The sequence below is a fragment of the Stenotrophomonas sp. TWI377 genome, from assembly GCF_039674525.1.
Taxonomy (GTDB): domain Bacteria; phylum Pseudomonadota; class Gammaproteobacteria; order Xanthomonadales; family Xanthomonadaceae; genus Stenotrophomonas.
The window spans coordinates 147,283-170,063 of the sequence record NZ_JBDJNT010000003.1 but is presented as its reverse complement, the minus strand read 5'-3'; the positions used below and the strand labels follow the sequence as shown (position 1 = coordinate 170,063).

The following is a 22,781-nucleotide window of genomic DNA, read 5'->3' as shown; positions in this document are numbered from 1 at the left end:
GACATGGGGGACGGACAGCACCGGGCGCTGGGGCCAGGTGGTGATAACGTTGTCATGTAATCCCGGCGCAATCCGTGAACCAGCGCATGGTTCGGGTGTGAACGCACCTTGCCGCCTCCCAGGCAGGCCGATCCCCAGGGCCGGGCCGCGGCGGCCGACTTGGGTACAATAGTGGGCCCCGTTCCCAACCACGGTTCCCCGGACATGATGGTCCTCGAGGGCGCATCCGCCCTTTCGCCGTTCCGCCGCGAACGTCTTGAATCCCGCCTGCAGTCCCTGGCAGCCGATCTGCGCATCACCGGTGCCTGGCATGTCTACTTCATCCAGACCGAGGGCGATGCGGCCCCGGACCCGGTGATCCTGAGCCGGATCCTGGAGGCCCAGCCGACCCTGGCCGGGCGTGAGGACGGGGCGGTATCGCGCTTCGTGGTGCCGCGATTGGGCACGCTGTCGCCGTGGTCGAGCAAGGCCACCGAGCTGGTCCGCGGTGCCGGGCAACCGATCCGCCGGGTCGAACGTGGCCTGCGCATCGATCTGGCCGGCTGGCCGGCCGACGCGGCCGCGCAGGAAGCGGTGATCCGCGCGCTGCACGACCCGATGACCCAGTCCGTGCTGGCCGAGACCGCCCAGGCGCAGGCGCTGTTCAGCGCCCCGGCGCGCGGTGAGCTGGAACGGATCGCCCTGGAGGATCTGGAGGCAGCCAACAGCCGCCTCGGCCTGGCCATGGCCCAGGACGAGATCGACTACCTGCGCCAGCGCTTCGGCGAACTGGGCCGCAAGCCGTCGGACGTGGAACTGATGATGTTCGCGCAGGCCAACTCCGAGCACTGCCGCCACAAGATCTTCAATGCCAGCTGGACCATCGACGGTGCCGACCAGTCGCACTCGCTGTTCCGCATGATCAAGAACACCCACCAGCAGACCCCGCAGCACACGTTGAGCGCCTACAGCGACAACGCCGCGGTGGTCGCCGGTTTCCCGGCCGCGCGCTACCGCCCGGACCCGGCCACCGGTCAGTACCGCAGCGAAGCCGTGGTCGATTCGGCGTTCTGCATCAAGGTGGAAACACATAACCACCCGACCGCGATCGCCCCGTTCCCGGGTGCGGCCACCGGTGCCGGCGGTGAAATCCGCGATGAAGGTGCGACCGGACGCGGCGGCAAGCCCAAGGCCGGCCTGACCGGTTTCTCGGTCTCGCACCTGCGCATCCCGACCCTGCCGCAGCCGTGGGAGGCCCCGCGCGCGCTGAACCCGCGCATGGCGCCGGCGCTGGACATCATGCTGGACGGCCCGCTCGGCGGCGCCGCGTTCAACAACGAGTTCGGCCGCCCGAACCTGCTTGGCTACTTCCGCAGCTTCGAACTGCCCGAAGGCGAGGGCCTGACCCGCGCCTACGACAAGCCGATCATGCTGGCCGGTGGCCTCGGCGCGATCGACCAGAACCAGGTCGAGAAGCTGCGCCTGCAGCCCGGCGACGCCGTCATCGTGCTGGGTGGCCCGGCGATGCTGATCGGTCTGGGCGGCGGCGCCGCCAGCTCGGTGGCCTCCGGTGAAAGCGCCGAAGACCTCGATTTCGCCAGCGTGCAGCGCGACAACCCGGAAATGGAGCGTCGTTGCCAGGAAGTGATCGACCGCTGCGTCGCGCTCGGCCTGGACAACCCGATCCGCTGGTTCCATGACGTGGGCGCCGGTGGCCTGTCCAACGCGATTCCCGAGTTGCTGCATGACTCCGGCGTGGGCGGTGTGATCGATCTGGGCAAGGTGCCCGCCGATGACCCGTCGCTGTCGCCGATGCAGTTGTGGTGCAACGAATCGCAGGAACGCTACGTGCTCGGTGTGCCGCAGGCGCGCCTGGCCGAGTTCGCCGCGCTGTGCGCGCGCGAACGTTGCCCGTTCGCCGCCGTTGGCGTCGCAACCGCTGAAGAGCGGCTCGTCGTGGCGTACGGCGCCACCGTGGGCAATACCCCGGTGGATGCCCCGATCGATCTGCCGATGGACGTGCTGTTCGGCAAGGCGCCGAAGATGCACCGCGACACCGTGCACCCGTCGGCGCCGCGCTGGCCGGCGCTGAAGACCGCGGGGCTGGACCTGCACGAAGCGGGTCTGCGCGTGCTGGCCCATCCCTCGGTGGCCTCGAAGAACTTCCTGGTCACCATCGGTGACCGCAGCGTCGGTGGCCTGACCGCACGCGAACAGATGATCGGCCCGTGGCAGCTGCCGCTGGCCAACGTCGCCATCACCTTGGCCGGTTTCGACACCGTGGCCGGTGAAGCGATGTCGATCGGCGAGCGCACTCCGCTGGCGCTGCTGGATGCGGCCGCGTCGGCGCGCATGGCGGTCGGTGAAGCGATCACCAACCTGTGTGCGGCGCCGGTGGATGCACTGGAAACGGTGAAGCTGTCGGCCAACTGGATGGCCGCGGCGGGCCATCACGGCGAAGACGCGCTGCTGTATGACGCGGTGCGTGCGGTCGGCATGGAGCTGTGCCCGCAGCTGGACCTGAGCATTCCGGTCGGCAAGGACTCGCTCTCCATGCAGGCGCAGTGGCAGGACAACGGGCAGGCGCACAAGTCGGTGTCGCCGGTGTCGCTGGTGATCTCGGCGTTCGCGCCGGTTGCCGATGCGACCGGCCAGCTGACCCCGCTGCTGGACCGTGACGCCGACAGCGAGCTGTGGCTGATCGGCCTGGGCGCTGGCAAGCAGCGTCTGGGCGGCTCGATCCTGGCCCAGGTGCACGCCGACCATTCCGCGCTGCCGGCCTTCGCCGGTGCCGTGCCGGATCTGGACGATGCACAGCGCCTGCGCGCGTTCTTCGAACTGATCCGCGATGCGCGCCAGGCCGGCCTGCTGTTGGCATACCACGACCGCAGCGATGGCGGTGCGTTTGCCGCGCTGTGCGAGATGGCCTTCGCCTCGCGCCTGGGCCTGGACATCACCCTGGATGCCTGGGGCGATGATCCGTTCCGCAGCCTGTTCAATGAAGAGCTGGGTGCGGTGGTGCAGATCGCCAAGGAAGACCGCGCCGCGTTTGCTGATCTGGTCGAACGCCATGCACTGACCGAATGCGCGCAGCGCATCGCGCGTCCGACCACCGCCCCGGTGGTGCGTGTCTCGCTGCAGGGCGAAAGCCTGGTCGAGTGGCGCTGGGAAGCGCTGTTCGATGCCTGGTGGTCGGTCACCCACGCCATGCAGAAGCTGCGCGACAACCCGGACAACGCCGACCAGGAGCGTGCGATCGCGCGCAACTTCAACGCGCCGGGCCTGAAGCCCAAGCTGACCTTCGATATCAACGAAGATGTGGCGTCGCCTTTCATCAACACCGGCGCACGTCCGCGCGTGGCGGTGCTGCGCGAGCAGGGCGTCAACGGCCAGATTGAAATGGCGAACGTCTTCGAACGTGCCGGCTTCAGTTCGTTCGACGTGCATATGAGCGATCTGATCGAAGGCCGTGTTGCACTGTCCGATTTCACCGGTCTGGTGGCCTGTGGTGGCTTCAGCTACGGCGACGTGCTCGGTGCCGGCCGCGGCTGGGCCACCTCGGTGCTGGAGCGCGGCGCGCTGCGCGATGCCTTCGCGGCTTTCTTCGCCCGCGAGGACAGCTTCGCGCTGGGCGTGTGCAACGGCTGCCAGATGATGAGCCAGCTGAAGGACATCATTCCCGGTGCCGAGCACTGGCCGCAGTTCCGTCGCAACCGCAGCGAGCAGTTCGAAGCGCGCACCGCGTTGCTGGAAGTGGTGGAATCGCCGTCGATCCTGCTGCGTGGCATGGCCGGTTCACGCCTGCCGGTCGCGGTGGCGCATGGCGAAGGCCAGGCGGTGTTCGCCAACGCAATCGACCAGGCCGCGGCGCGCGTGTCGCTGCGTTACATCGATGGCGATGGCAACGTGGCCACCCAGTACCCGCTGAATCCGAATGGCTCGCCCGACGGCATCACCGGCCTGACCACCACCGATGGCCGCACCACGATCATGATGCCGCACCCGGAACGCACCCCGCGTGCGATCAACCACAGCTGGCATCCGGAGGACTGGAACGGTGATTCACCGTGGCTGCGGATGTTCCGCAACGCAAGAGTATGGTGCGGCTGATACTGCGCAACGCATCAAAATCGATGCAGTGAAAATCGCGTGAAGAAACCGCCGGCCTGTCCGGCGGTTTTCTTTTATGCGGTGCACAAACTCATCGGGAGCAATGAGTTACACGGCGTTACAACGTGAAAATCCGTTATATCGTTTGCTCACATGCAGCTAACAAAAATGCGCAATAACGCGGCGTTTTTGTGACGCGCGACACGGTCATATCAAAATCAACGTCAAAGTCTTGACGTCATTGAAACTGTACGTTAACACTGCATCCTCATTTCGACAGCGTTCAGTTCCACAGTAACCGCATGGATGGCGAGCACGCTGTAGGTATCTGCCAGCCATTGCGCACAACGCAGTAAATCAAGCGAAAAAACGCCCCCAGGGGACGTTGGACCACGCGGTCCGGCGTTGGCGTCGCTTTGCCTAAAACCAGCCTAATCAGGAGCCGCATCGATGAATCGGATTTATCGCAAGGTCTGGAACAAAGCACTGGGGCAGATGGTCGTCGCCTCGGAATTGGCCAGCAGCCAGTCCTCGGGTGTCGTCATCGATCAACGCCGAACCGCTGGCGGACGCAACACCGCACTGCTCTCGGCCGCCATCGCGCTGACGCTTGGATTGGGCGTGGCAGGCGCCACGCAGACAGCGCACGCGCAGTCGGTGGAAGTGGGCGGGAATGCGAACTGCGTGGTCTTGAACAGCAAGGTCATCGACAGCTGCGTGGTCGATGGCAACGCCACGGCCTCGGGCACCAACGCGGTCGCCATCGGCAGCAACAGCACCGCCTCCGGCGCCAACAGCGTGGCGCTCGGCGCCGGCTCGAAAACCAACCGCGCCAACACCGTGTCGGTCGGTGATGCCGGCAAGGAGCGCCAGGTCACCAACGTCGCCGCCGGCACCGCCGCTACGGATGCGGTGAACAAGGCGCAGCTGGACAAGGTTGCGGTCGCCGCCGAAGGCGCGACCCGCTATTTCAAGGCCGATGGTGACGGCACCGACGCCGATGCGGCGAAGATCGATGGCGAGGGTGCACTGGCCGCAGGTGCCAGCGCCAACGCCGATGGCGACGGCGCAACGGCCCTGGGCAACAGCAGTCAGGCCATCGGCAATGCCACCACTGCCGTTGGCAGCCAGGCACTCGCGGTTGGCCTCGGCGCAAGTTCGTTCGGCCAGGGCAGCATGGCCTTCGGTGATGCCAGCATCGCGCTCGGCCAGAGCGCCGCAGCGTTTGGTCTGGGCGATGTCGCCCTGGGCGCATCAGCGGTAGCGGCCAGTGAAAACGGTGCGGCAACGGCGATCGGTGGTCTGGCCGAAGCCAGCGCCGATGGTGCGACCGCGATCGGTGGTGGTGCACTGGCCATCGGGCCGGGCAGCACCTCGCTGGGCCGCGGTGCGGCCAGCGCGGGCGAAGCCTCGGTGGCGGTGGGTGCGTTCAGCGTCGCGGTCGCGGATTTCAGCGCGACGCTCGGCGCGAATTCGGCCGCGGTTGCAGTGGGTAGCGTGGCACTCGGTGCCGGCTCGTATGCCGATCGCGTCGACACGGTGTCGGTCGGCAATGCGGACAACGGCCTGCGTCGCCAGATCACCAACCTGGCCGATGGCACCGAAGACAGCGATGCGGTGAACAAGGCGCAGCTCGACGCCGTTGGCGCGGTTGCCGCCAACACAGACAAGTATTTCCAGGCCACCGGCAGCAGCGACAGCGATGCCGGTGCGTTTGCAGCAGGCGATAACGCGACCGCGATCGGCGAGGCGTCCAACGCGCTGGCCAACGGCGCGACCGCGCTCGGCAGCGGCGCCACCGTCACCGCGCAGAACGCGACGGCCGTCGGCTACAACGCCAGCGCTACCGGTCAGAACAGCGCAGCCTTCGGCACCAACGCGCAGGCCAACGGACCGGGCAGCGTGGCCGTGGGCGGGGCAGCGGTGGATGCCGATGGCAACCCGCTGATCACCAATGGGGGCGTGCCGGTCGATACCGGTGCAACCAGCGCCGGCGTGGGCGGCACGGCAGTGGGCGCGAGTGCGGAAGCCGCAGGCTTCGCGTCGTCGTCGTACGGCGTGGGTGCTTACGCATCCGGTGCACAGGCCTCGGCGTTCGGCGCGGTCTCCAATGCCACCGGCGACTACGCGACGGCGGTCGGTACGCAGAGCGTGGCGACCGGCAACAGCAGTACCGCCATTGGCGGTCCGGCGGATCTGCTGCCGGGGTTGGGCTTCTTCGTGCAGACCCAGGCCAGTGGCGAAGCCGCTACGGCGGTGGGTGCCGGCGCGATCGCCAGTGGTGATTACGCCGTGGCCAACGGCACGTTGAGCGAAGCCTCGGGCACGGAAGCCACGGCAGTGGGCTACTTTGCCTACGCGCCGGGCGAGGGCGCCACCGCACTCGGCGCGGAGACCTGGGCCAGCGGTGAGCTGAGCACCGCCGTCGGTTTCTACAGCACTGCGCGAGGCGCGAACAGCGTCGCGCTGGGTGCCAACTCCACCGCCATCCGGGACAACACGGTCTCGGTGGGTGACGTCGGCAATGAGCGCCAGATCACCAGCGTCGCGGCCGGTACCGAAGCCACAGACGCGGTCAACAAGGCGCAGCTCGATGCGGTTGCGACGTCGGCCTCGGCGACCTCGGCGCAGTTCAAGGCGAACGGTGCGGCCAGCGGTGCGGTCGGTGCATTCGCCGATGGCGAGGATGCGCTGGCGGCCGGTGAGGCCAGCAATGCGCTGGGCGCCGGGGCAACGGCGGTCGGTGGTGGTGCGACGGCGGTCGGCGATGACACCGTCGCGCTGGGCCGCAACAGCAGCGCCACCGGCAACGGCAGCGTGGCCATTGGTGGCCTCGGCCAGGCGTATGACGAGTACAACCAGCCGCTGGTGGATGACCAGGGCAATGCGATCCTGATCGGTGCCACCGCGGCGCCGGACAGCGTGGCGGTCGGTGCCGGTGCACAGGCCACCGGCACCACCAGCAACGCGTTCGGCAGTGGCGCACAGGCCACCGGCAGCAACAGCCTGGCCAGTGGCTACAAGGCACGCGCCACCGGCGATTACAGTGTGGCGCAGGGCGACAACGCCTTCGCCAGCGGTGAAGAAACCACGGCAACCGGCGCATATGCGTGGGCCACTGCGGATGGCGCCACCGCCTTCGGTTCCAGTGCGTGGGCCACCGAAGCCAACGCCACGGCGGTGGGTCAGTCGGCGTGGGCCAGCGGTACCGGATCCACCTCGATCGGCTACAACAGCTGGGCGCGCGGCAGCAGTTCCACCGCGCTTGGCCGCGGTGCCTTCGGCTACGGCGACAACAGCGTCGCCGTCGGCTTCCAGGCGCTCGGCAACAGCATCAACAGCATCGCCATCGGCACCAACGTGGTGGCCGGCGGTGAAAGCGCGATCGGTATCGGTGCGGGCAGCAATGCCAGCGCGTCCAATACCGTGGCGCTCGGCGCCGGTTCCGTCGCCGACCGTGCCTACACCGTCTCGGTTGGCAACGATGGCCGGCAGCGCCAGATCACCCAGGTTGCCGCCGGTACCGAGGGCAGCGATGCCGTCAATCTGGATCAGCTGACCGCCGCGACGGACCAGTTCCAGGCCAGCGGTGACGGTGTTGCCGTCGCAGGTGGCGAGGAGAGCGTGGCCGCTGGTGCGAACGCGGCGACCGATGGCGACTACGCGACGGCCATCGGCTCGAGCAGCTTCGCGGCCGGCAGCGGCGCATCGGCGATCGGTAGCGGTGCCTTCGCTCTGGCCGACAACGCCAGTGCAGTGGGCTTCAATGCCGTCGCCAGCGGTGCCAATGCAACCGCAACCGGTGCCAACGCGCAGTCGACCGCCGAGTACGCGACGGCGACGGGTGCAGAGAGTCTGGCCTCCGGCGAGCAGAGCACCGCGACGGGTGCGGCCAGCGTCGCCTCCGGCGCCGGCAGTCTGGCCGGTGGTGCGCTGTCCGATGCAACCGGTGAGGAATCGGTGGCGTTGGGTTACTTCAGCAGCGCCAGCGGTGATGGTGCGACCGCCGTCGGTGCGGAAAGCGTGGTCAGCGGGACGCTCTCGGCCGGTTACGGGTTCGCCTCCGAAGCGACCGCCAGCTACACCACCGCGATCGGCGGCTATGCCGTGGCCTCGGCCTTCAACGCGACCGCGCTGGGCAGCTTCGCCCAGGCGACCGGCTCCAACAGCGTGGCCCTCGGCGGCGATGCCGAAGCCTCCGGTGCCTACAGCACCGCGACCGGCCAGGGCAGCCTGGCCAGCGGTACCAACAGCGTGGCCGTCGGTGGTGCGCTGTTCGGCCTGCTGCCTACGGAAGCCTCGGGCAATTACTCCACGGCTGTCGGCGGCGGTGCATGGTCACCGGGCGTGAACAGCACCGCGCTCGGCAATGCGGCCACGTCCAGCGGTGCGAACAGCGTGGCGCTCGGTGCGGACTCGATCGCCGATCGCGATGACAGCGTCTCGGTCGGCAGTGCCGACGCGCAGCGCCAGATCACCAACGTCGCGGCCGGTACCGATGGCACCGATGCGGTGAACGTGAATCAGTTGAATGCAGTAGCCGATGCGGCTGCGACGACCAGCAAGTACTTCCAGGCCAGCGGCAGCGATGACAGCGACGCTGGTGCCTACGTGGAAGGCGAGAATGCGCTGGCTGCCGGTGAGGCTTCCAATGCCATCGGCAACGGCGCCAGCGCGCTGGGCAGTGGCGCCACCGCCATCGCCGACAACGCCACCGCAATTGGCTTCAACGCGTTGGCAAGCGCCGCAGGTGCCGCAGCAGTGGGCAGTGACGCGCAGGCCACCGGCGAAGACAGCGTCGCCATCGGCAATGGCGCCAGCGCCAGCGAGATCGGCGCCACTGCCACCGGTGCAGGCGCGCAGGCCGCAGGGGCCTACGCCACGGCCACCGGCAGCCAGTCCACGGCGAGCGGCCAGCAGGCGACCGCCAATGGCTTCCGCGCCAATGCGTCCGAAGCCGGCGCCTCGGCCTTCGGCAGCTACAGCGAAGCGACCGGCCAGCTCTCTTCCGCACTGGGCTATGGCGCGGTGGCCTCCAACGCTTACGCCGTCGCGGTCGGTGCGGCCTCGACCGCGTCCGGCTCGGGTGCGGTGGCGGTCGGTGAATACTCCGAAGCCACCGGCGATGAGAGCGTGGCGATCGGTGGCACGACCTTCTTCGGTCTGCTGCCGTCGCGTGCCTCGGGAACCGGTGCCTCGGCGTTCGGTGCAGGTGCCTGGGCGACCGATGACTACGCCACCGCGATCGGCTGGAACGCGTGGGCCGATGCAGGCAATGCCACCGCGCTGGGCGCCAGTGCCAGCGCAGAGGGCGTGAACAGCGTCGCGCTGGGTGCCGGGTCCGTCGCTGACCGCGACAATGCCGTCTCCGTCGGCACGGCCACCGCACAACGCCAGATCACCAACGTCGCCGCCGGTACCGAAGGCACTGACGCAGTGAATGTCGATCAGCTCAATGCGGTCGCCGATGTGGCCGAAACCACCAGCCGCTTCTTCCAGGCGTCGGGCAGCGGCAATGGCGACGACGTCGGCAGCTATGTCGACGGGGCGTATGCCACCGCCGCGGGTGAGGCCGCCAACGCGTTCGGCACCGGGGCCTCGGCCTATGGCAGCGGTTCGCTGGCCTCCGGCCGCAATGCCTCGGCATCGGGCTTCAACGCCTCGGCCACGGCCGACTCAGCGACCGCCATCGGTGGTGCGCTGTATTACGAAGATGAGAACGGCAACGTGCTGCTCGACAAGGCCACCAGCGCCAGCGCCGTCGGTGCCACCGCACTCGGTGCGGGGGCGCAGGCCGAAGGAAGCTTCAGCACCGCCACCGGTGCCGGTGCCACGGCGGCCGGGCTGCAGTCCGCGGCCTTCGGCTACAGCGCCGAAGCAGGCAGTGACTACAGCACGGCGGTCGGTACCTTCAGCGCGGCCAGTGGGGTACGCACCACGGCGCTGGGCTATGGGGCCGAGGCCAGTGGTGATTACGCCTCCGCACTGGGCTGGGGCAGTGCCGCGTCGGGCAGCTACGCCAATGCGATCGGCTACGCATCGCAGGCCAGTGGCGACAACAGCGTCGCGGCCGGTTCCAACGCCTGGGCCACCGCCGCACGCACCACCGCGGTGGGGCAGTTGGCATGGGCAACCTCGCAGGGCGCGACGGCCATCGGCCAGGACAGCTACGCCTACAGCGGCCTGAACGCCACGGCGGTCGGTACCAGTTCGTCGGCCAGTGGCGCAGGCAGCGTCGCGCTCGGCGCCGGTGCCCGCACCAGCGAGGCCAATGTGGTCTCGGTCGGCGGCGGCAATGGCACCACCGGCCCGGCCACGCGCCGCATCACCAATGTCGGTGACGCGATCAATGCGAGTGACGCGGTGACCAAGTCGCAGCTCGATTCGGTCGCAGCCACCGCCGATGCGGTCGGCAAGCACTTCCAGGCCAGCGGCAGCGGGGTGGCCACGGCCAGCGGCAGTGATGCACTCGCCGCCGGTTCCGGTGCCACCGCCAGTGCGACACGCAGCAGTGCGCTGGGTACCGCGGCCGTCGCCTCGGCGACCGGGGCCACCGCGGTCGGTGCCGATGCCTCGGCACGCGGTGCCAACAGCACCGTGCTGGGCCGGCAGGCCTCGACCAATGCGACCAATGGCGTGGCGATCGGCAACGGTGCATTCGCCAGCAACGGGGCCAACAGCATCGCGATCGGTTCAGCGGCAGGTGTCTCCGGTGCCAACGCGGTGGCGCTGGGGTCCGGTTCGCGCGCGGTCGAAGCCAATGTGGTGTCGGTCGGTGGCGGCAACGGCACGGATGGCCCGGCCACGCGCCGCATCGTCAACGTCGGAGCTGGCCGCATTGCCGCGGGCAGCACCGATGCCGTGACCGGCGGCCAGCTCAACACCACCAACCAGCGCGTCGGCGCGGTGGAAACCCAGGTGGGTGATATCGACACCCGCATCGGCTCGGTCGAGAACGTCACCGCCAATGCGCTGACCTACGATGACAGCAGCCGCGACACGCTGACCCTGTCGGGTCTGCAGGGCACCACGCTGGACAACGTCGGCAGCGGTTCGATCGCGTCCGGCAGCCGCCAGGCGATCAACGGTGGGCAGTTGTTCCAATCGCTCACCGATGTCGCCACCTTCCTCGGTGGCGGTGCCAGCGTGGGCATGCAGGGCGTGTTCGTTGCGCCGAACTATGTGATCCAGGGCGCGACGTACAGCAACGTGGGCGATGCACTGGGCGCGCTCGACCGCAAGGTCAGCGATCTCGATCAGCGCGTGGCCGGTGGCAGCAGTAGCGGTGCACGGGCACGTACCGCCGCGCTCGCTACGGCCAGCGTCGCACCGGAGGCCAGTGTGATGAGCGCCACCAGCGACGACGCCATCGCGTCGGTGCAGGGCACGCCCACCGCCGCCAGCGTGGGCGGCAGCCAGCCGCTCAGCGCACCGGCCGCGGCACCGGCGGCAGTCAATGCGGTGGTGATGGGCGACGGTGCCGTGGCCAGCGGGGCCTCGGCCACGGCCATCGGCCAGGGCGCGACCGCCTCGGCCGCCAACTCGGTGGCACTGGGCCAGGGCTCGGTCGCCGATCGGGCCGATACGGTCTCGGTCGGCAGCGTCGGCAACGAACGCCAGGTCGCCAACGTGGCGGCTGGCACGCAGGCCACCGATGCGGTCAACAAGGGCCAGCTGGACGGCGGCATCGCGACCGCCAACAGCTATACCGACCAGCGCTTCACCTCGATGGCCGACAGCTTCGACATCTACAAGGGCGAGATCGACCAGCGCCTGCGTCACCAGGACCGTCGCATTGATCGCCAGGGGGCGATGAGCGCGGCCATGCTCAACATGGCCACCAGCGCCGCCGGCGTGCGTACCCAGAACCGCGTCGGTGTCGGCGTCGGTTTCCAGGGCGGCGAATCGGCGCTGTCGCTGGGCTACCAGCGCGCGCTCAGCGAGCGCGCCACGGTGACCCTGGGCGGTGCCTTCAGCAGTGATGACAGCTCGGTCGGCGTGGGCGCCGGCTTTGGCTGGTAAGCCGTTGGTTTCAATGCGGGGCCGTGCGCGGCCCCGTTGCAACGCAATGCAAGGCCTGAGGGGGCGGGTCACGGGAACCCTGGCCAGGGCCGGCCAGGGAGCTCGCATGGAGTGTTGGCCTGAACAGTCGTTTGATCCATGACCTTGAAGAGGACGTCAACGTGACCAGTAAGCAGAACCTTCGCATCAATGTGCTGGCAGCCGCCGTGCTGTCGTTGTCCGCAGGCGCCAGCGCCTATGCAGCGGGCCTGCCGGCCAAGGAGCCGGTGCGCCAGCCGGCTGCCGCCCAGGGCGCAGAGCGCATCATCGTCAAGTACCGCGCCGGCACCGCTGCGGCCACGGATCGTTCGGCCAAGCTGACGGCCGTGCAGTCGGCGGTCGCCCGCGCCAGTGTCGGTGGCTCCGCCGCCGGCCGTGCCAGTGCCGTGAACCCGCAGATCGTGCGCAAGCTCGGTGTCGGTGCCGATCTGATCCGCCTGCAGGGCCGCTTGAGCCCGGCCGAACTGCAGAAGGTGCTGGCCGAGATCAAGGCCGATCCCTCCGTGCAGTACGCCGAAGTGGACGTGAAGCTGCAGCGCACCGATGTGCGCCCGCGCCACGCGACCCCGCAGCTGGTGCCGAACGATCCGTACTACGCGCAGTACCAGTGGCATCTGAACAGCGCTACCGGCGGCATCAATGCGCCGGCAGCGTGGGACATCGCCCAGGGCGAAGGCGTGGTGGTGGCGGTGCTCGATACCGGCATCCTGCCGCAGCACCCGGATTTCTCCGGCAATCTGCTGGCCGGTTACGACTTCATCAGCGATGCGGAAACCTCGCGCCGACCGACCGACGAGCGCGTGCCGGGTGCGCTGGATTACGGTGATTGGGTAGAAAACGACAACGAGTGCTATGCCGGCTCGCTGGCCGATGACAGCTCCTGGCACGGTACCCACGTCGCGGGCACCATCGCCGAGTCCACCAACAACGGTGTGGGCATGGCGGGCGTTGCGTACAAGGCGCGCGTCCTGCCGGTCCGCGTCCTCGGCAAGTGCGGTGGCTACCTGTCCGACATCGCCGATGCGATCACCTGGGCCTCCGGTGGTACGGTGGCCGGGATCCCGGCCAACGCCAATCCGGCCGAGGTCATCAACATGAGCCTGGGCGGCGGCGGCGCGTGTGATGCGCTGTACCAGGATGCGATCAATGGCGCCGTGTCGCGCGGCACCACCGTGGTGGTCGCCGCCGGCAACTCGGCCTCCAACGCGTCCAATTTCCGTCCGGCCAGCTGCGCCAACGTGGTGGCGGTCGGCGCCACCCGCATCACCGGTGGGATCGCCTACTACTCCAACTTCGGCACCGTGGTGGACCTGTCCGGCCCGGGCGGCGGTGGCAGCGTGGACGGCAATCCGGGCGGCTACGTGTGGCAGTCCGGTTACAACGGCCTGACCACGCCGACCTCCGGTGCCTACAGCTACGTGGGCATGGCCGGCACCTCGATGGCCTCCCCGCATGTCGCGGCGGTGGCAGCGCTGGTGCAGGGCGCGGTCGCGGCGGCCGGCAAGGATCCACTCACTCCGGCTGCGCTGGAAGCCCTGCTCAAGCAGACCGCACGGGCCTTCCCGGTCACCATCCCGACCGCCACCCCGATCGGCACCGGCATCGTCGATGCCAAGGCCGCCCTGGACAAGGCGCTGGAAGAAGAGTGCACCGAGAACTGCGGCCCGGTGGCCACGCCGCTGACCAACAAGGTCGCCGTCGGTGGCCTGAGCGGCGCCGGTGGCAGCGAAGTGCTGTACAGCTTCGAGGCGCAGGCCGGCAAGGTGCTGAGCCTGCTCACCTACGGTGGCAGCGGCAATGTGTCGGTGTACGTGAGCCAGGGCAAGGAGCCGACCGCGACCGCGTTCGATGCCAAGTCCACGCGTCCGGGCAACAGTGAAACCGTGCGCTTCACCGCGCCGGTGGCCGGCACGTATTACATCAAGGTGGTCGGTGAGTCCGCGTTCAGCGGTGTGAGCATCCTCGCCAACCAGTAAGACCGGTAAAACCCCAACGGGAGTCCGTCATGTGACGGGCTCCCGTTTTTACATCTGGACCGTGTGCAATCCCGCGTACGATCGCGGTGAACTGCTAAAGTCGCAGCGGTTGCCAGGAGAAAGTGCTTGAACGCGGTTGCCCAGGATCCCACTGCAGAAGCCACCGCCGAATCCCGCATCGTCGGGGTATTGCTGGAGAAAGGTCGGCTCAAGGACAGCGACCTGGCCCGCGCGCGTCCGCTGCACCGTGAGTCCGGCGGCAGCCTGCTCGGTCTGCTGGTGCGGCTGGGGCTGGTCTCCGAGCGGGACCATGCACAGACCTGTGCCGAGGTGCTCGGCCTGCCGTTGCTCGACGCCAAGGCCGTGCCGGAAGCGCCACCCGAAGCGCTGCTCGATGGCTTGCCGCTGACGCTGCGTTTCCTCAAACAATTCCATGTCTGTCCGCTGGTCCTCCAGGACGGCGTGCTCGACCTGTGGCTGTCCGATCCGCAGGACCCGTATGCGGCCGATGCGGTGCAGTTGGCGATGGGCCTGCCGGTGCGCCTGCACGTGGGCCTGCGCTCGGAGATCGACGATCTGATCGAGCGCTGGTTTGGCCAGGGCCGCAGCGCGATGGGCGCGATCATCGAGACCGCCGACGGGGAGGGCGCTGCGGTCGACGACATCGAACACCTGCGCGATCTGGCTTCCGAAGCGCCGGTGATCCGGCTGGTCAACCTGGTCATCCAGCGGGCGGTGGAACTGCGCGCCTCGGATATCCATATCGAACCGTTCGAGAATCGCCTGAAAGTGCGTTACCGCGTGGATGGCGTGCTGATCGAAGGGGAAAGCCCGCCGGTCAATCTCACGGCCGCGGTGATCAGCCGTATCAAGATCATGGCGCGGCTCAACATCGCCGAACGTCGCCTGCCGCAGGACGGCCGCATCATGTTGCGCGTGCAGGGCAAGGAGCTCGATCTGCGTGTCAGCAGCGTGCCCACCGCGCATGGCGAAAGCGTGGTGATGCGCCTGCTCGACCGCGATACGGTGGTGTTCGATTTCCATCGGCTGGGTTTCACCGAGGCATTCCTGCCGCAGTTCCGCAAGGTGCTCGAGCAGCCGCATGGCATCCTGCTGGTGACCGGCCCCACCGGCTCGGGCAAGACCACCACGCTGTACACCGCGCTGAGCCAGCTCAATACCGCCGACGTCAAGATCATCACTGTCGAAGATCCGGTCGAATACCAGATCGAAGGCATCAACCAGATCCAGGCCAAACCGCAGATCGGGTTGGATTTCGCCAATGCGCTGCGCAGCATCGTGCGCCAGGATCCGGACATCATCATGATTGGCGAAATGCGCGATCTGGAAACCGCCCGCATCGCGATCCAGTCCGCGCTCACCGGCCACCTGGTGCTCTCCACCCTGCACACCAACAATGCCGCCGGCGGCATCACCCGCCTGCTGGACATGGGCGTGGAAGATTATCTGCTGACCTCCACGATCAACGGCATCCTCGCCCAGCGCCTGGTGCGCCGGCTGGAGCCGCAGCATGCGCAGCGCTACCGTGCCTCACCGGAAGAGATCGACAAATTCGGCCTGCGCCGCCTGCAGCCGGAGGGGGAGATTTTCCTCTACCGTGCACAGCCCTCGGCGATCGCGCCCACCGGGTATCTCGGCCGCACCACCATCGTCGAGTTCCTGGTGATGAACGATGCGCTGCGCAGCGCGGTGATGCGTCGCGCCGGCATGGGCGAGATCGAACAGATCGCGCGCGCGGCCGGCATGCGCACCATGTATGAGGATGGCCTGTCCAAGGCCCTGCAGGGCCATACCACGCTGGAAGAAGTACTGCGCGTGACGGAGGAATCCTGATGCGTGCATGCGGTCGGCACCCGGTGGGCGGCTGAGCATGGCCCAGTACCGCTACAAGGCGCTCAACGCGCATGGCGAACTGTTCGAGGGCCAGATGGACGCGGCCAGCGAAGCCGAGGTGGCCGCGCGCCTGCAGGACCAGGGTCACATGCCGATGGAGGCGCGCTTGGCCAGCGAAGGTGTCGCGGGGGCGTCATCCTGGGCGGCGCTGCTGCGTCGCAAACCGTTCGACGGCGGTGGGCTGGTGCAGTTCACCCAGCAACTGGCGACGCTGCTCGGTGCCGGGCAGCCACTGGACCGTGCGCTCAGCATCCTGCTGGAACTGCCTGAAGACGAGCGCACGCGCCGGGTGGTCACCGACATCCGCGACATCGTGCGCGGCGGTGCGCCGCTCTCCACCGCGCTGGAGCGCCAGCACGGGCTGTTCTCGCGGCTGTACATCAACATGGTGCGCGCCGGTGAAGCCGGTGGCAGCCTGCACGACACCCTGCAGCGGCTGTCGGATTATCTGGAGCGCAGCGCTGAGCTGAAAGGCCGCGTCATCAACGCGCTGATCTACCCGGCGATCCTGCTGGCGGTGGTCGGCGGTGCGCTGCTGTTCCTGCTGGGCTACGTGGTGCCGCAGTTCGCGCTGATGTACGAAAGCCTCGATGTCGCGCTGCCGTGGTTCACCCAGTGGGTGCTCACCGCCGGCCTGGTCGTGCGCGAAGGCTGGATCATCATGATCGTGGTACCGGCCGTGATCGCGCTGGTGGTGGAGCGGCGGCTGCGGCAACCGGCCACGCGCCTGGCCATGGATGGCTGGCTGCTGCAACGCAACGGCATCGGCCCGCTGCTGGCCAAGCTGGAAACCGCGCGCCTGGCCCGCACCCTGGGCACGTTGCTGCGCAACGGCGTGCCGCTGCTGTCCGGCCTGGGCATCGCGCGCAACGTGCTGAGCAACCGCGCGCTGGCCGCCGATGTCGATGCAGCCAGTGACGAGGTCAAGAACGGCAACGGCCTGTCGGCATCGTTGGCGCGCGGCAAACGCTTTCCGCGGTTGGCGCTGCAGATGATCCAGGTCGGCGAGGAATCCGGCGCGCTGGATACGATGCTGCTCAAGACCGCCGATACGTTCGAACAGGAAAGCGCGCGCGCGATCGACCGGTTGCTGTCGGCGCTGGTGCCGGTGATCACCCTGGTGCTGGCTTCGGTGGTCGGCCTGGTGATCGTGGCCGTGCTGGTGCCGTTGTACGACCTGACCAATGCCATCGGCTGACCGGCCGCTGGTGAATACCCCAACGATTCGATGCAAGGAGCCTGCCATATGCAACGCCGTCGCCTGACCCGCTTTTCTTCCGCGCGCCACCAGTCCGGCATGAGCCTGCTGGAGATCATCATCGTGATCGTGCTGATCGGTGCGGTGCTGACCCTGGTCGGCAGCCGCGTGCTCGGCGGCGCCGATCGTGGCAAGGCCAACATCGCCAAGGCACAGGTGCAGACCATGGCCGGCAAGATCGACAACTATCAGCTCGATACCGGCAAGCTGCCGGCCAAACTGGATGATCTGGTCACCCAGCCCAGCGGCAGCGCGGGTTGGCTCGGGCCGTACGCCAAGCCGGCCGACCTCAATGACCCGTGGGGTCATGCGTTGGAGTACCGCGTGCCGGGCGAAAGCCAGCCGTACGACCTGATCAGCCTGGGCAAGGACGGCAAGGTCGGTGGCAGCAGTTACGACGCGGACATCCGGTACGAGTAATCGGCAGTGGGAGCGCTGTGGCCCCTGCCGAGCAGACCGCCGCATCGCGTGCCCACGGGCACCCGTGCGCGCGGTCTGTCGTTGCTGGAGATGCTGCTGGTCGTGGCGCTGATCGCCATCATCGGTGTGGTGACCGCCACCGCGATGAACGGTGGCATCGACGGCATGCGCCTGCGCAACGCCGGCAAGGAAATCGCCACCCAGCTGCGCTACACGCGCACGCAGGCCATCGCCACCGGCCAGACCCAGCGCTTCGTGATCGACCCGCGTGCCAGGACGTGGCAGGCCGCCAATGGGCGCCACGGGCAGATTCCCGCCGCGCTGGACGTCCAGTTCCGCGGGGCGAGCCAGCTCAGCACCGCGCCGGGGCAGGGCAGCATCGCCTTCTTCGCCGACGGCGCGGCCAGTGGCGGCAGCATCGACCTGAGCACGCGCGGCGCGGTGTGGGAGATCCACGTCGGCTGGATCACCGGCGAAGTCCGTGCCGGTCCGCGCCGGGAGGGCGGATGAAGCGTCAGCGCGGCTATTCATTGCTGGAGGTGATCATCGCCTTCGCGCTGCTGGCGTTGGCGTTGACCCTGCTGCTGGGCAGCCTGTCCGGTGCGGCGCGTCAGGTCGGTCAGGCCGACGTGCGCAGCCGGGCCACGCTGTATGCGCAGTCGCTGCTGGCCAGTACCGGCGTGGAGGCTCCGCTGCAGGAGGGCAGCACACAGGGCGAGTGGGAGCAGGGCAAGTACCGTTGGCGATTGCAGGTGGAACCGTACGCGGAGCCACGCACGACCACCGCGCCGGTGGCCACCGATGTTGGCGGCCCGACCCTGGCGCAGATCACCCTGCAGGTGCGCTGGGGCGAAGGCAACGGCGAGCAGTTGCAATGGCGCAGCCTGCGCGTGTTGCCGCCGGTACCGGGCACCCCGCGATGACGCTGCGCGCGCGCCGTGCCCGCGGCTTCACCCTGATCGAAATCCTGCTGGCGACCGCGCTGCTGGTCGGCGGCCTGGCGCTGGCCTTCGCCACCGTGCGCTCGGCCATGGCGATCAGCCAGCGCGGCGAGCGCATGGCCGCCCAGAACGAGCGCATGCGCGCGGTCGAAGGCTTTCTGCGGCGTCGCCTGTCGACCGCGCTGGTCATCGCGACCTCGCCGCCGGATCCCACCCGCGACCCGGTGTACTTCGTTGGCGAGCCGCAGCGGATGCTGTTTGTCTCCGATCTGCCTGGCTACCTCGGCCGGGGCGGGCCGTATGCGCATGAGCTGCAGGTCCGTCGTGCGGGTGGGCAGGAGCAGCTGGAGGTCGGGCTGACCCTGCTGCAGAACGGCGAGGCGATCGAAGAAGATCCACCGCGGCCGCCGGAAATGCTGGCCGATCAGCTGCGCGACGTGCGCTTCCGCTATCGCGGTACCGATCCGCGCACCGGCCAGCTGACCGAATGGCTGGACCGCTGGGAGGACACCCGCCGCCTGCCGCTGCTGGTCTCGATCGAGATCGCGCCGCTGCAGGGGCCGGCGTGGCCACCGATGATCGCGGCGCTCCCGCCACCGCGCGGAGATCGCCGATGAGGCCGGCGCGCGGTGCCGCGCTGGTGCTGGTGCTGTGGTTGATCGCGCTGCTCACGGCGGTGATCGGCGCATTCGCGCTTAGCGCACGCGTGGAGCACATGCAGCAGCGCGTGATTGGCGATGATGCCATCGGCCAGGAATACGCGCGCGCGGGGCTCGAATATGCCCTGCATCGTCTGCAGCCCCGCGCCAGTCAGCCGGCATGGGTGGCCGATGGCCGCCGCTACCGGTGGAGCTTCGATGACCGCCGGATCGATCTGGCGATCCTGGATGAGAACGGCAAAGTGAACCTGAATCTGGCCGATGCCAGCTTCCTCACCGCCTTCCTTCGTGCAATGGGAGAGGAACCTGGCCGCGCCCAGCAGCTGGCCGGTGCCATCGTCGATTGGCGCGACGCCGACAGCCTCAAACAGCCTGGCGGTGGCGCGGAGACGCCGGATTACGTCGCGGCCGGCCTGCCGTATGGCGCACGCAACGCGCGCTTCGAGACCGTGGGCGAGCTGCAGCGCGTGCTGGGCATGGAGGCGGACCTGTATGCGCGGATCGAGCCGATGCTGACGCTGTACAGCCGCCAGGCGCGGCCCGATCCGCGCTTCGCGGCTGGCCCGGTGTTGACCGCGCTGGGGCTGGACGCCGAACGCCTGCTGGCCGAGCGCGAGCGTGCGGCGGCGGCAGATGACGCGGGATTACCGACCGCACCGCTTGCAGGTGGCAGCGGCACCTATAGTATCGAGAGTCGCGCCACGGACGAACGCGGCCGGATATCGGTACTGCGCGCCGTGGTGAGGATGGGGTCGGCAGGCACGCCGGGAACGGCATACACAGTACTTCGCTGGGAACAGGGAATGGCAGCAAGATGACGGCATGGCGTGACAGTCTGGTGCGGGCCCGCGGGCGCTTGTCGCCTGGCGTGGGCAGCAGCCTGCGCTGGTGGCGGCAATCGTTGCTGGCCTGGCTGCCGGTGCGGTGGCAATGGGCGATGGGCTGGTCGCGCTCGCGGCTGCTGTTGCAGCGCGATGGTGAGGTGTTGCGCCTGCAGCGCCAGACGGGCGAGCAGATCGAGGCGATCGCCGAACTGCCCTGGCCGGTATCGCCGGCCACCCTGGATAACGTGCTGGACGCGCGCCTGCGCAGCTTGCCGCGGCATTGGTTGCTGCCCGCCGGCAGCGTGTTGCGGCGCCCGCTGCGGCTGCCCGCAGCGGCCGCGGAGCGGCTGCGCGATGTGGTCGGTTTTGAAATTGATCGGCAGACGCCCTTCGATGCCAGCCAGGTCAGCTACGACGTGCGCGAGCTGGGCGCGCTGCCGGATGGCCAGTTGCAGGTCGAGCTGGTGGTGATCCCGCGCGTGCAGCTGGAGCAGTGGGCGCAGCAGGCCGGGCCGTGGGCGCAGGCCGTGGCCGGCGTCGATGCGGTGGATGCCACTGGCCAGCCGCTGGACGTCAATCTGCTGCCGGTCGCGCAGCGGCAGCCGTATCGCGACCCGATGGCGCGCTGGAACTGGCTGCTGGCCGTGGGCGCGGTCGTGCTGCTTGCGCTGGCCGGCCATCAGTTGATCGACAATCGCCAGGCCGCGGCAGACCAGTTGCGTGAGCAGGTCGATGCCGCCGCGCGTGATGCGCGGCGGGTTGCCGCCGAACGGCAGCAACTGCAGAGTCTGGTGGAGGGCGCCGCGTTCCTGGAGGGCAAGCGTGCCGAGCATGCGAGCACCGTGGAGATATGGAATGAACTTACCCGCCTGCTGCCCGATGGCACCTATCTGGAAAAAATGTCGATCGAGGGCACCACGCTGCAGTTGATCGGGCTCAGCCGCGAAGCCTCGCAACTGGTGCCGCTGCTGCAGGACTCGCCGCTGTGGCGCAAGGTCAACCTGACCGGCGTGCTGCAGGCCGATGGGGCGACCAGCGGCCGCGACCGTTTCACGCTGACTGCCGAGCTGCAGCCGTTGCCCGGCGCGATGCCGCCTGCCAAGGAGGTTGCCGATGGCAGCACAACCGACGCGCCGTGATCGCTGGCTGGCGCTGGGCCTGCTGCTGGCGGTGATCGCGGTGGCCTACCTGCTGCTGGTGCATCCGTGGTTGACCCGCCCGCTGCTGGCGATCCATGCCGACATCGCAACGGTGCAGGAGCGTCAGCAGCGTGTGCAGGCGCAGCTGGCGCAGCGCGGCCAGATCGCTACCCAACTGAGCGAGGTGCAGACGGCGCTCGAGGGCCGCCCCGGCTTCCTGCGCGAAGCCACGGCCGAATCGGCGGCTGCCGCGCTCTCCAGCCGCCTGCAGGATGCGGTGGCCTCCGCCAGCCCGGGCAATCGCAGCTGCACGATCAGCAATCGCACGCCACTGCCGGATGCCAGTCGCGAACCGGCCTTCCCGCGCGTGGCCCTGCAGGTGCGCCTGCGGTGCGGCGTGCCGGAGATGGCCGCGGTGCTGCACACGCTGGAGACCGGCACGCCGCGCCTGTTCGTGGACAACCTCAATCTGCTGGCGCAGCGCTTCCAGCAATCGCCAAGTGAAACCGGCACCGGCCTGGACGTGTCGTTCGAACTGGTCGGCTATCTGCGCCCGGGCGCCGCGCTGGAGCCTGGTGCGCCGGTGCCGCCCCCCCTTCCGCTGCCGGCGGGACAGGACGCTGGGCAGAACGCTGACCCAGGTGCGGCCCTGCCCAGCGATGCGGCCGAGCCCGCGCCGGCACCGGACGCTGCCGAGGAGGTCGAGCATGAAGCTTGAAGCAGCCGGCCTGCGCACCTGGTGGCTGGGGGGCATCGCGCTGTGGGCACTGGCGATCTGGATCGCCACGCTGTTCGGGCTGGGCAGCCGTATCGCGCCGGCCACGGATGGCGATATCGGCCCCGGGCCGTTGCCGCAGCTGGCACCGGCCGCACCGGAGCGCATGGCCTCGGCCAGCACGTACGCACAGATCGGTGCGCGGCCGCTGTTCGCCGAAGACCGGCAGCCGCGCCCGTATCTGCTCGGCGGCACCGAGCAGGGCACCGCCAGCAGCGTTTCGCTGACCGGCGTACTGCTCACGCCTGACTTCGCCATGGCCATCCTGACCACCGATCAGCGCCAGTCGCTGCGGTTGCGCTTGAACGGTGAGGCGGTGAACGGTTGGCAGCTGCTGGCGCTGGAACCACGCCGGGCCACGGTCAGCGGGCCGGGTGGCACCCAGACGCTGGAACTGCCGGTGTTCAACGGGCAGGGCGGCGAGCCCCCCACCGTGCTGGGCGCCACGCCGCTCACGAGCGTTCCTCCGGCCGGTACCGGCGCCCGACCGATCAACGGCGCGGCGGCGCCGATGCCCGCGCCCCCACCGGCCGCAGCCCCTGCGGCGCAGGCAGGGACGCCCTCGAATGCGGCGGCCCCCGCGCAGAACGCGCAGGGCCCCAGCGAAGACCAGATGAAGGCGATCCGCGAACGCATCCAGGCGCGCCGCCAGCAATTGCAGCAACAACAGCAACAGCAGTCGCAGCAACCGCCCGCGGGCGACTCCGGCCACAACCCTTAGAGTG

General features: G+C 68.8%; 13 protein-coding genes. All 13 read left to right on the top strand.

What is annotated here, in order from left to right:
- Positions 1-204 precede the first annotated feature (204 nt).
- The 13 genes from purL (at position 205) to ABE546_RS05255 (ending at position 22,777) form a co-directional block, all read left to right on the top strand.
- Positions 205-4,089 (top strand): phosphoribosylformylglycinamidine synthase, encoded by a 3,885-nt coding sequence (purL, locus tag ABE546_RS05315; RefSeq protein ID WP_313220010.1) that lies wholly within the window; start codon positions 205-207, stop codon positions 4,087-4,089.
- A gap of 450 nt (positions 4,090-4,539) precedes the next feature.
- Positions 4,540-12,111 (top strand): ESPR-type extended signal peptide-containing protein, encoded by a 7,572-nt coding sequence (locus tag ABE546_RS05310; protein WP_346462887.1) that lies wholly within the window; start codon positions 4,540-4,542, stop codon positions 12,109-12,111.
- Between the two features lie 161 nt (positions 12,112-12,272).
- Entirely contained in the window at positions 12,273-14,126 is a 1,854-nt protein-coding gene (locus tag ABE546_RS05305; RefSeq protein ID WP_346462886.1) for a S8 family peptidase, read from the top strand.
- A gap of 126 nt (positions 14,127-14,252) precedes the next feature.
- Positions 14,253-15,980: a type II secretion system ATPase GspE gene (gene gspE, locus ABE546_RS05300; RefSeq protein WP_313209242.1), complete on the top strand. Its 1,728-nt coding sequence runs from the start codon at positions 14,253-14,255 to the stop codon at positions 15,978-15,980.
- Between the two features lie 37 nt (positions 15,981-16,017).
- The gene (locus ABE546_RS05295) at positions 16,018-17,238 is read left to right on the top strand and encodes a type II secretion system F family protein (protein WP_313220133.1); all 1,221 of its coding nucleotides are present in this window, start codon (positions 16,018-16,020) and stop codon (positions 17,236-17,238) included.
- 48 nt (positions 17,239-17,286) lie between these two features.
- Positions 17,287-17,718, top strand: coding sequence for a type II secretion system major pseudopilin GspG (gspG, locus tag ABE546_RS05290; RefSeq protein WP_313209244.1), 432 nt, complete (start codon positions 17,287-17,289; stop codon positions 17,716-17,718).
- Positions 17,719-17,808: 90 nt separating this feature from the next.
- Positions 17,809-18,228, top strand: coding sequence for a GspH/FimT family pseudopilin (locus ABE546_RS05285; RefSeq protein WP_313209325.1), 420 nt, complete (start codon positions 17,809-17,811; stop codon positions 18,226-18,228).
- Positions 18,225-18,641: a prepilin-type N-terminal cleavage/methylation domain-containing protein gene (locus tag ABE546_RS05280; RefSeq protein ID WP_313209247.1), complete on the top strand. Its 417-nt coding sequence runs from the start codon at positions 18,225-18,227 to the stop codon at positions 18,639-18,641. Before ABE546_RS05285 ends, ABE546_RS05280 begins: the two co-directional genes overlap by 4 nt.
- A complete protein-coding gene (locus tag ABE546_RS05275; protein WP_346462914.1) occupies positions 18,638-19,276 on the top strand; it encodes a type II secretion system protein J in 639 nt (212 codons plus the stop codon). Before ABE546_RS05280 ends, ABE546_RS05275 begins: the two co-directional genes overlap by 4 nt.
- A complete protein-coding gene (locus ABE546_RS05270) occupies positions 19,273-20,136 on the top strand; it encodes a type II secretion system protein GspK (protein ID WP_313209251.1) in 864 nt (287 codons plus the stop codon). Before ABE546_RS05275 ends, ABE546_RS05270 begins: the two co-directional genes overlap by 4 nt.
- Complete coding sequence (locus ABE546_RS05265; protein WP_346462885.1) at positions 20,133-21,281, top strand: PilN domain-containing protein; 1,149 nt, start codon at positions 20,133-20,135, stop codon at positions 21,279-21,281. Before ABE546_RS05270 ends, ABE546_RS05265 begins: the two co-directional genes overlap by 4 nt.
- A complete protein-coding gene (gene gspM / locus ABE546_RS05260; RefSeq protein WP_346462884.1) occupies positions 21,250-21,999 on the top strand; it encodes a type II secretion system protein GspM in 750 nt (249 codons plus the stop codon). Before ABE546_RS05265 ends, gspM begins: the two co-directional genes overlap by 32 nt.
- Positions 21,989-22,777, top strand: a complete 789-nt coding sequence (locus tag ABE546_RS05255) for a hypothetical protein (protein ID WP_346462883.1) — start codon at positions 21,989-21,991, stop codon at positions 22,775-22,777. Before gspM ends, ABE546_RS05255 begins: the two co-directional genes overlap by 11 nt.
- Positions 22,778-22,781: the final 4 nt, after the last annotated feature.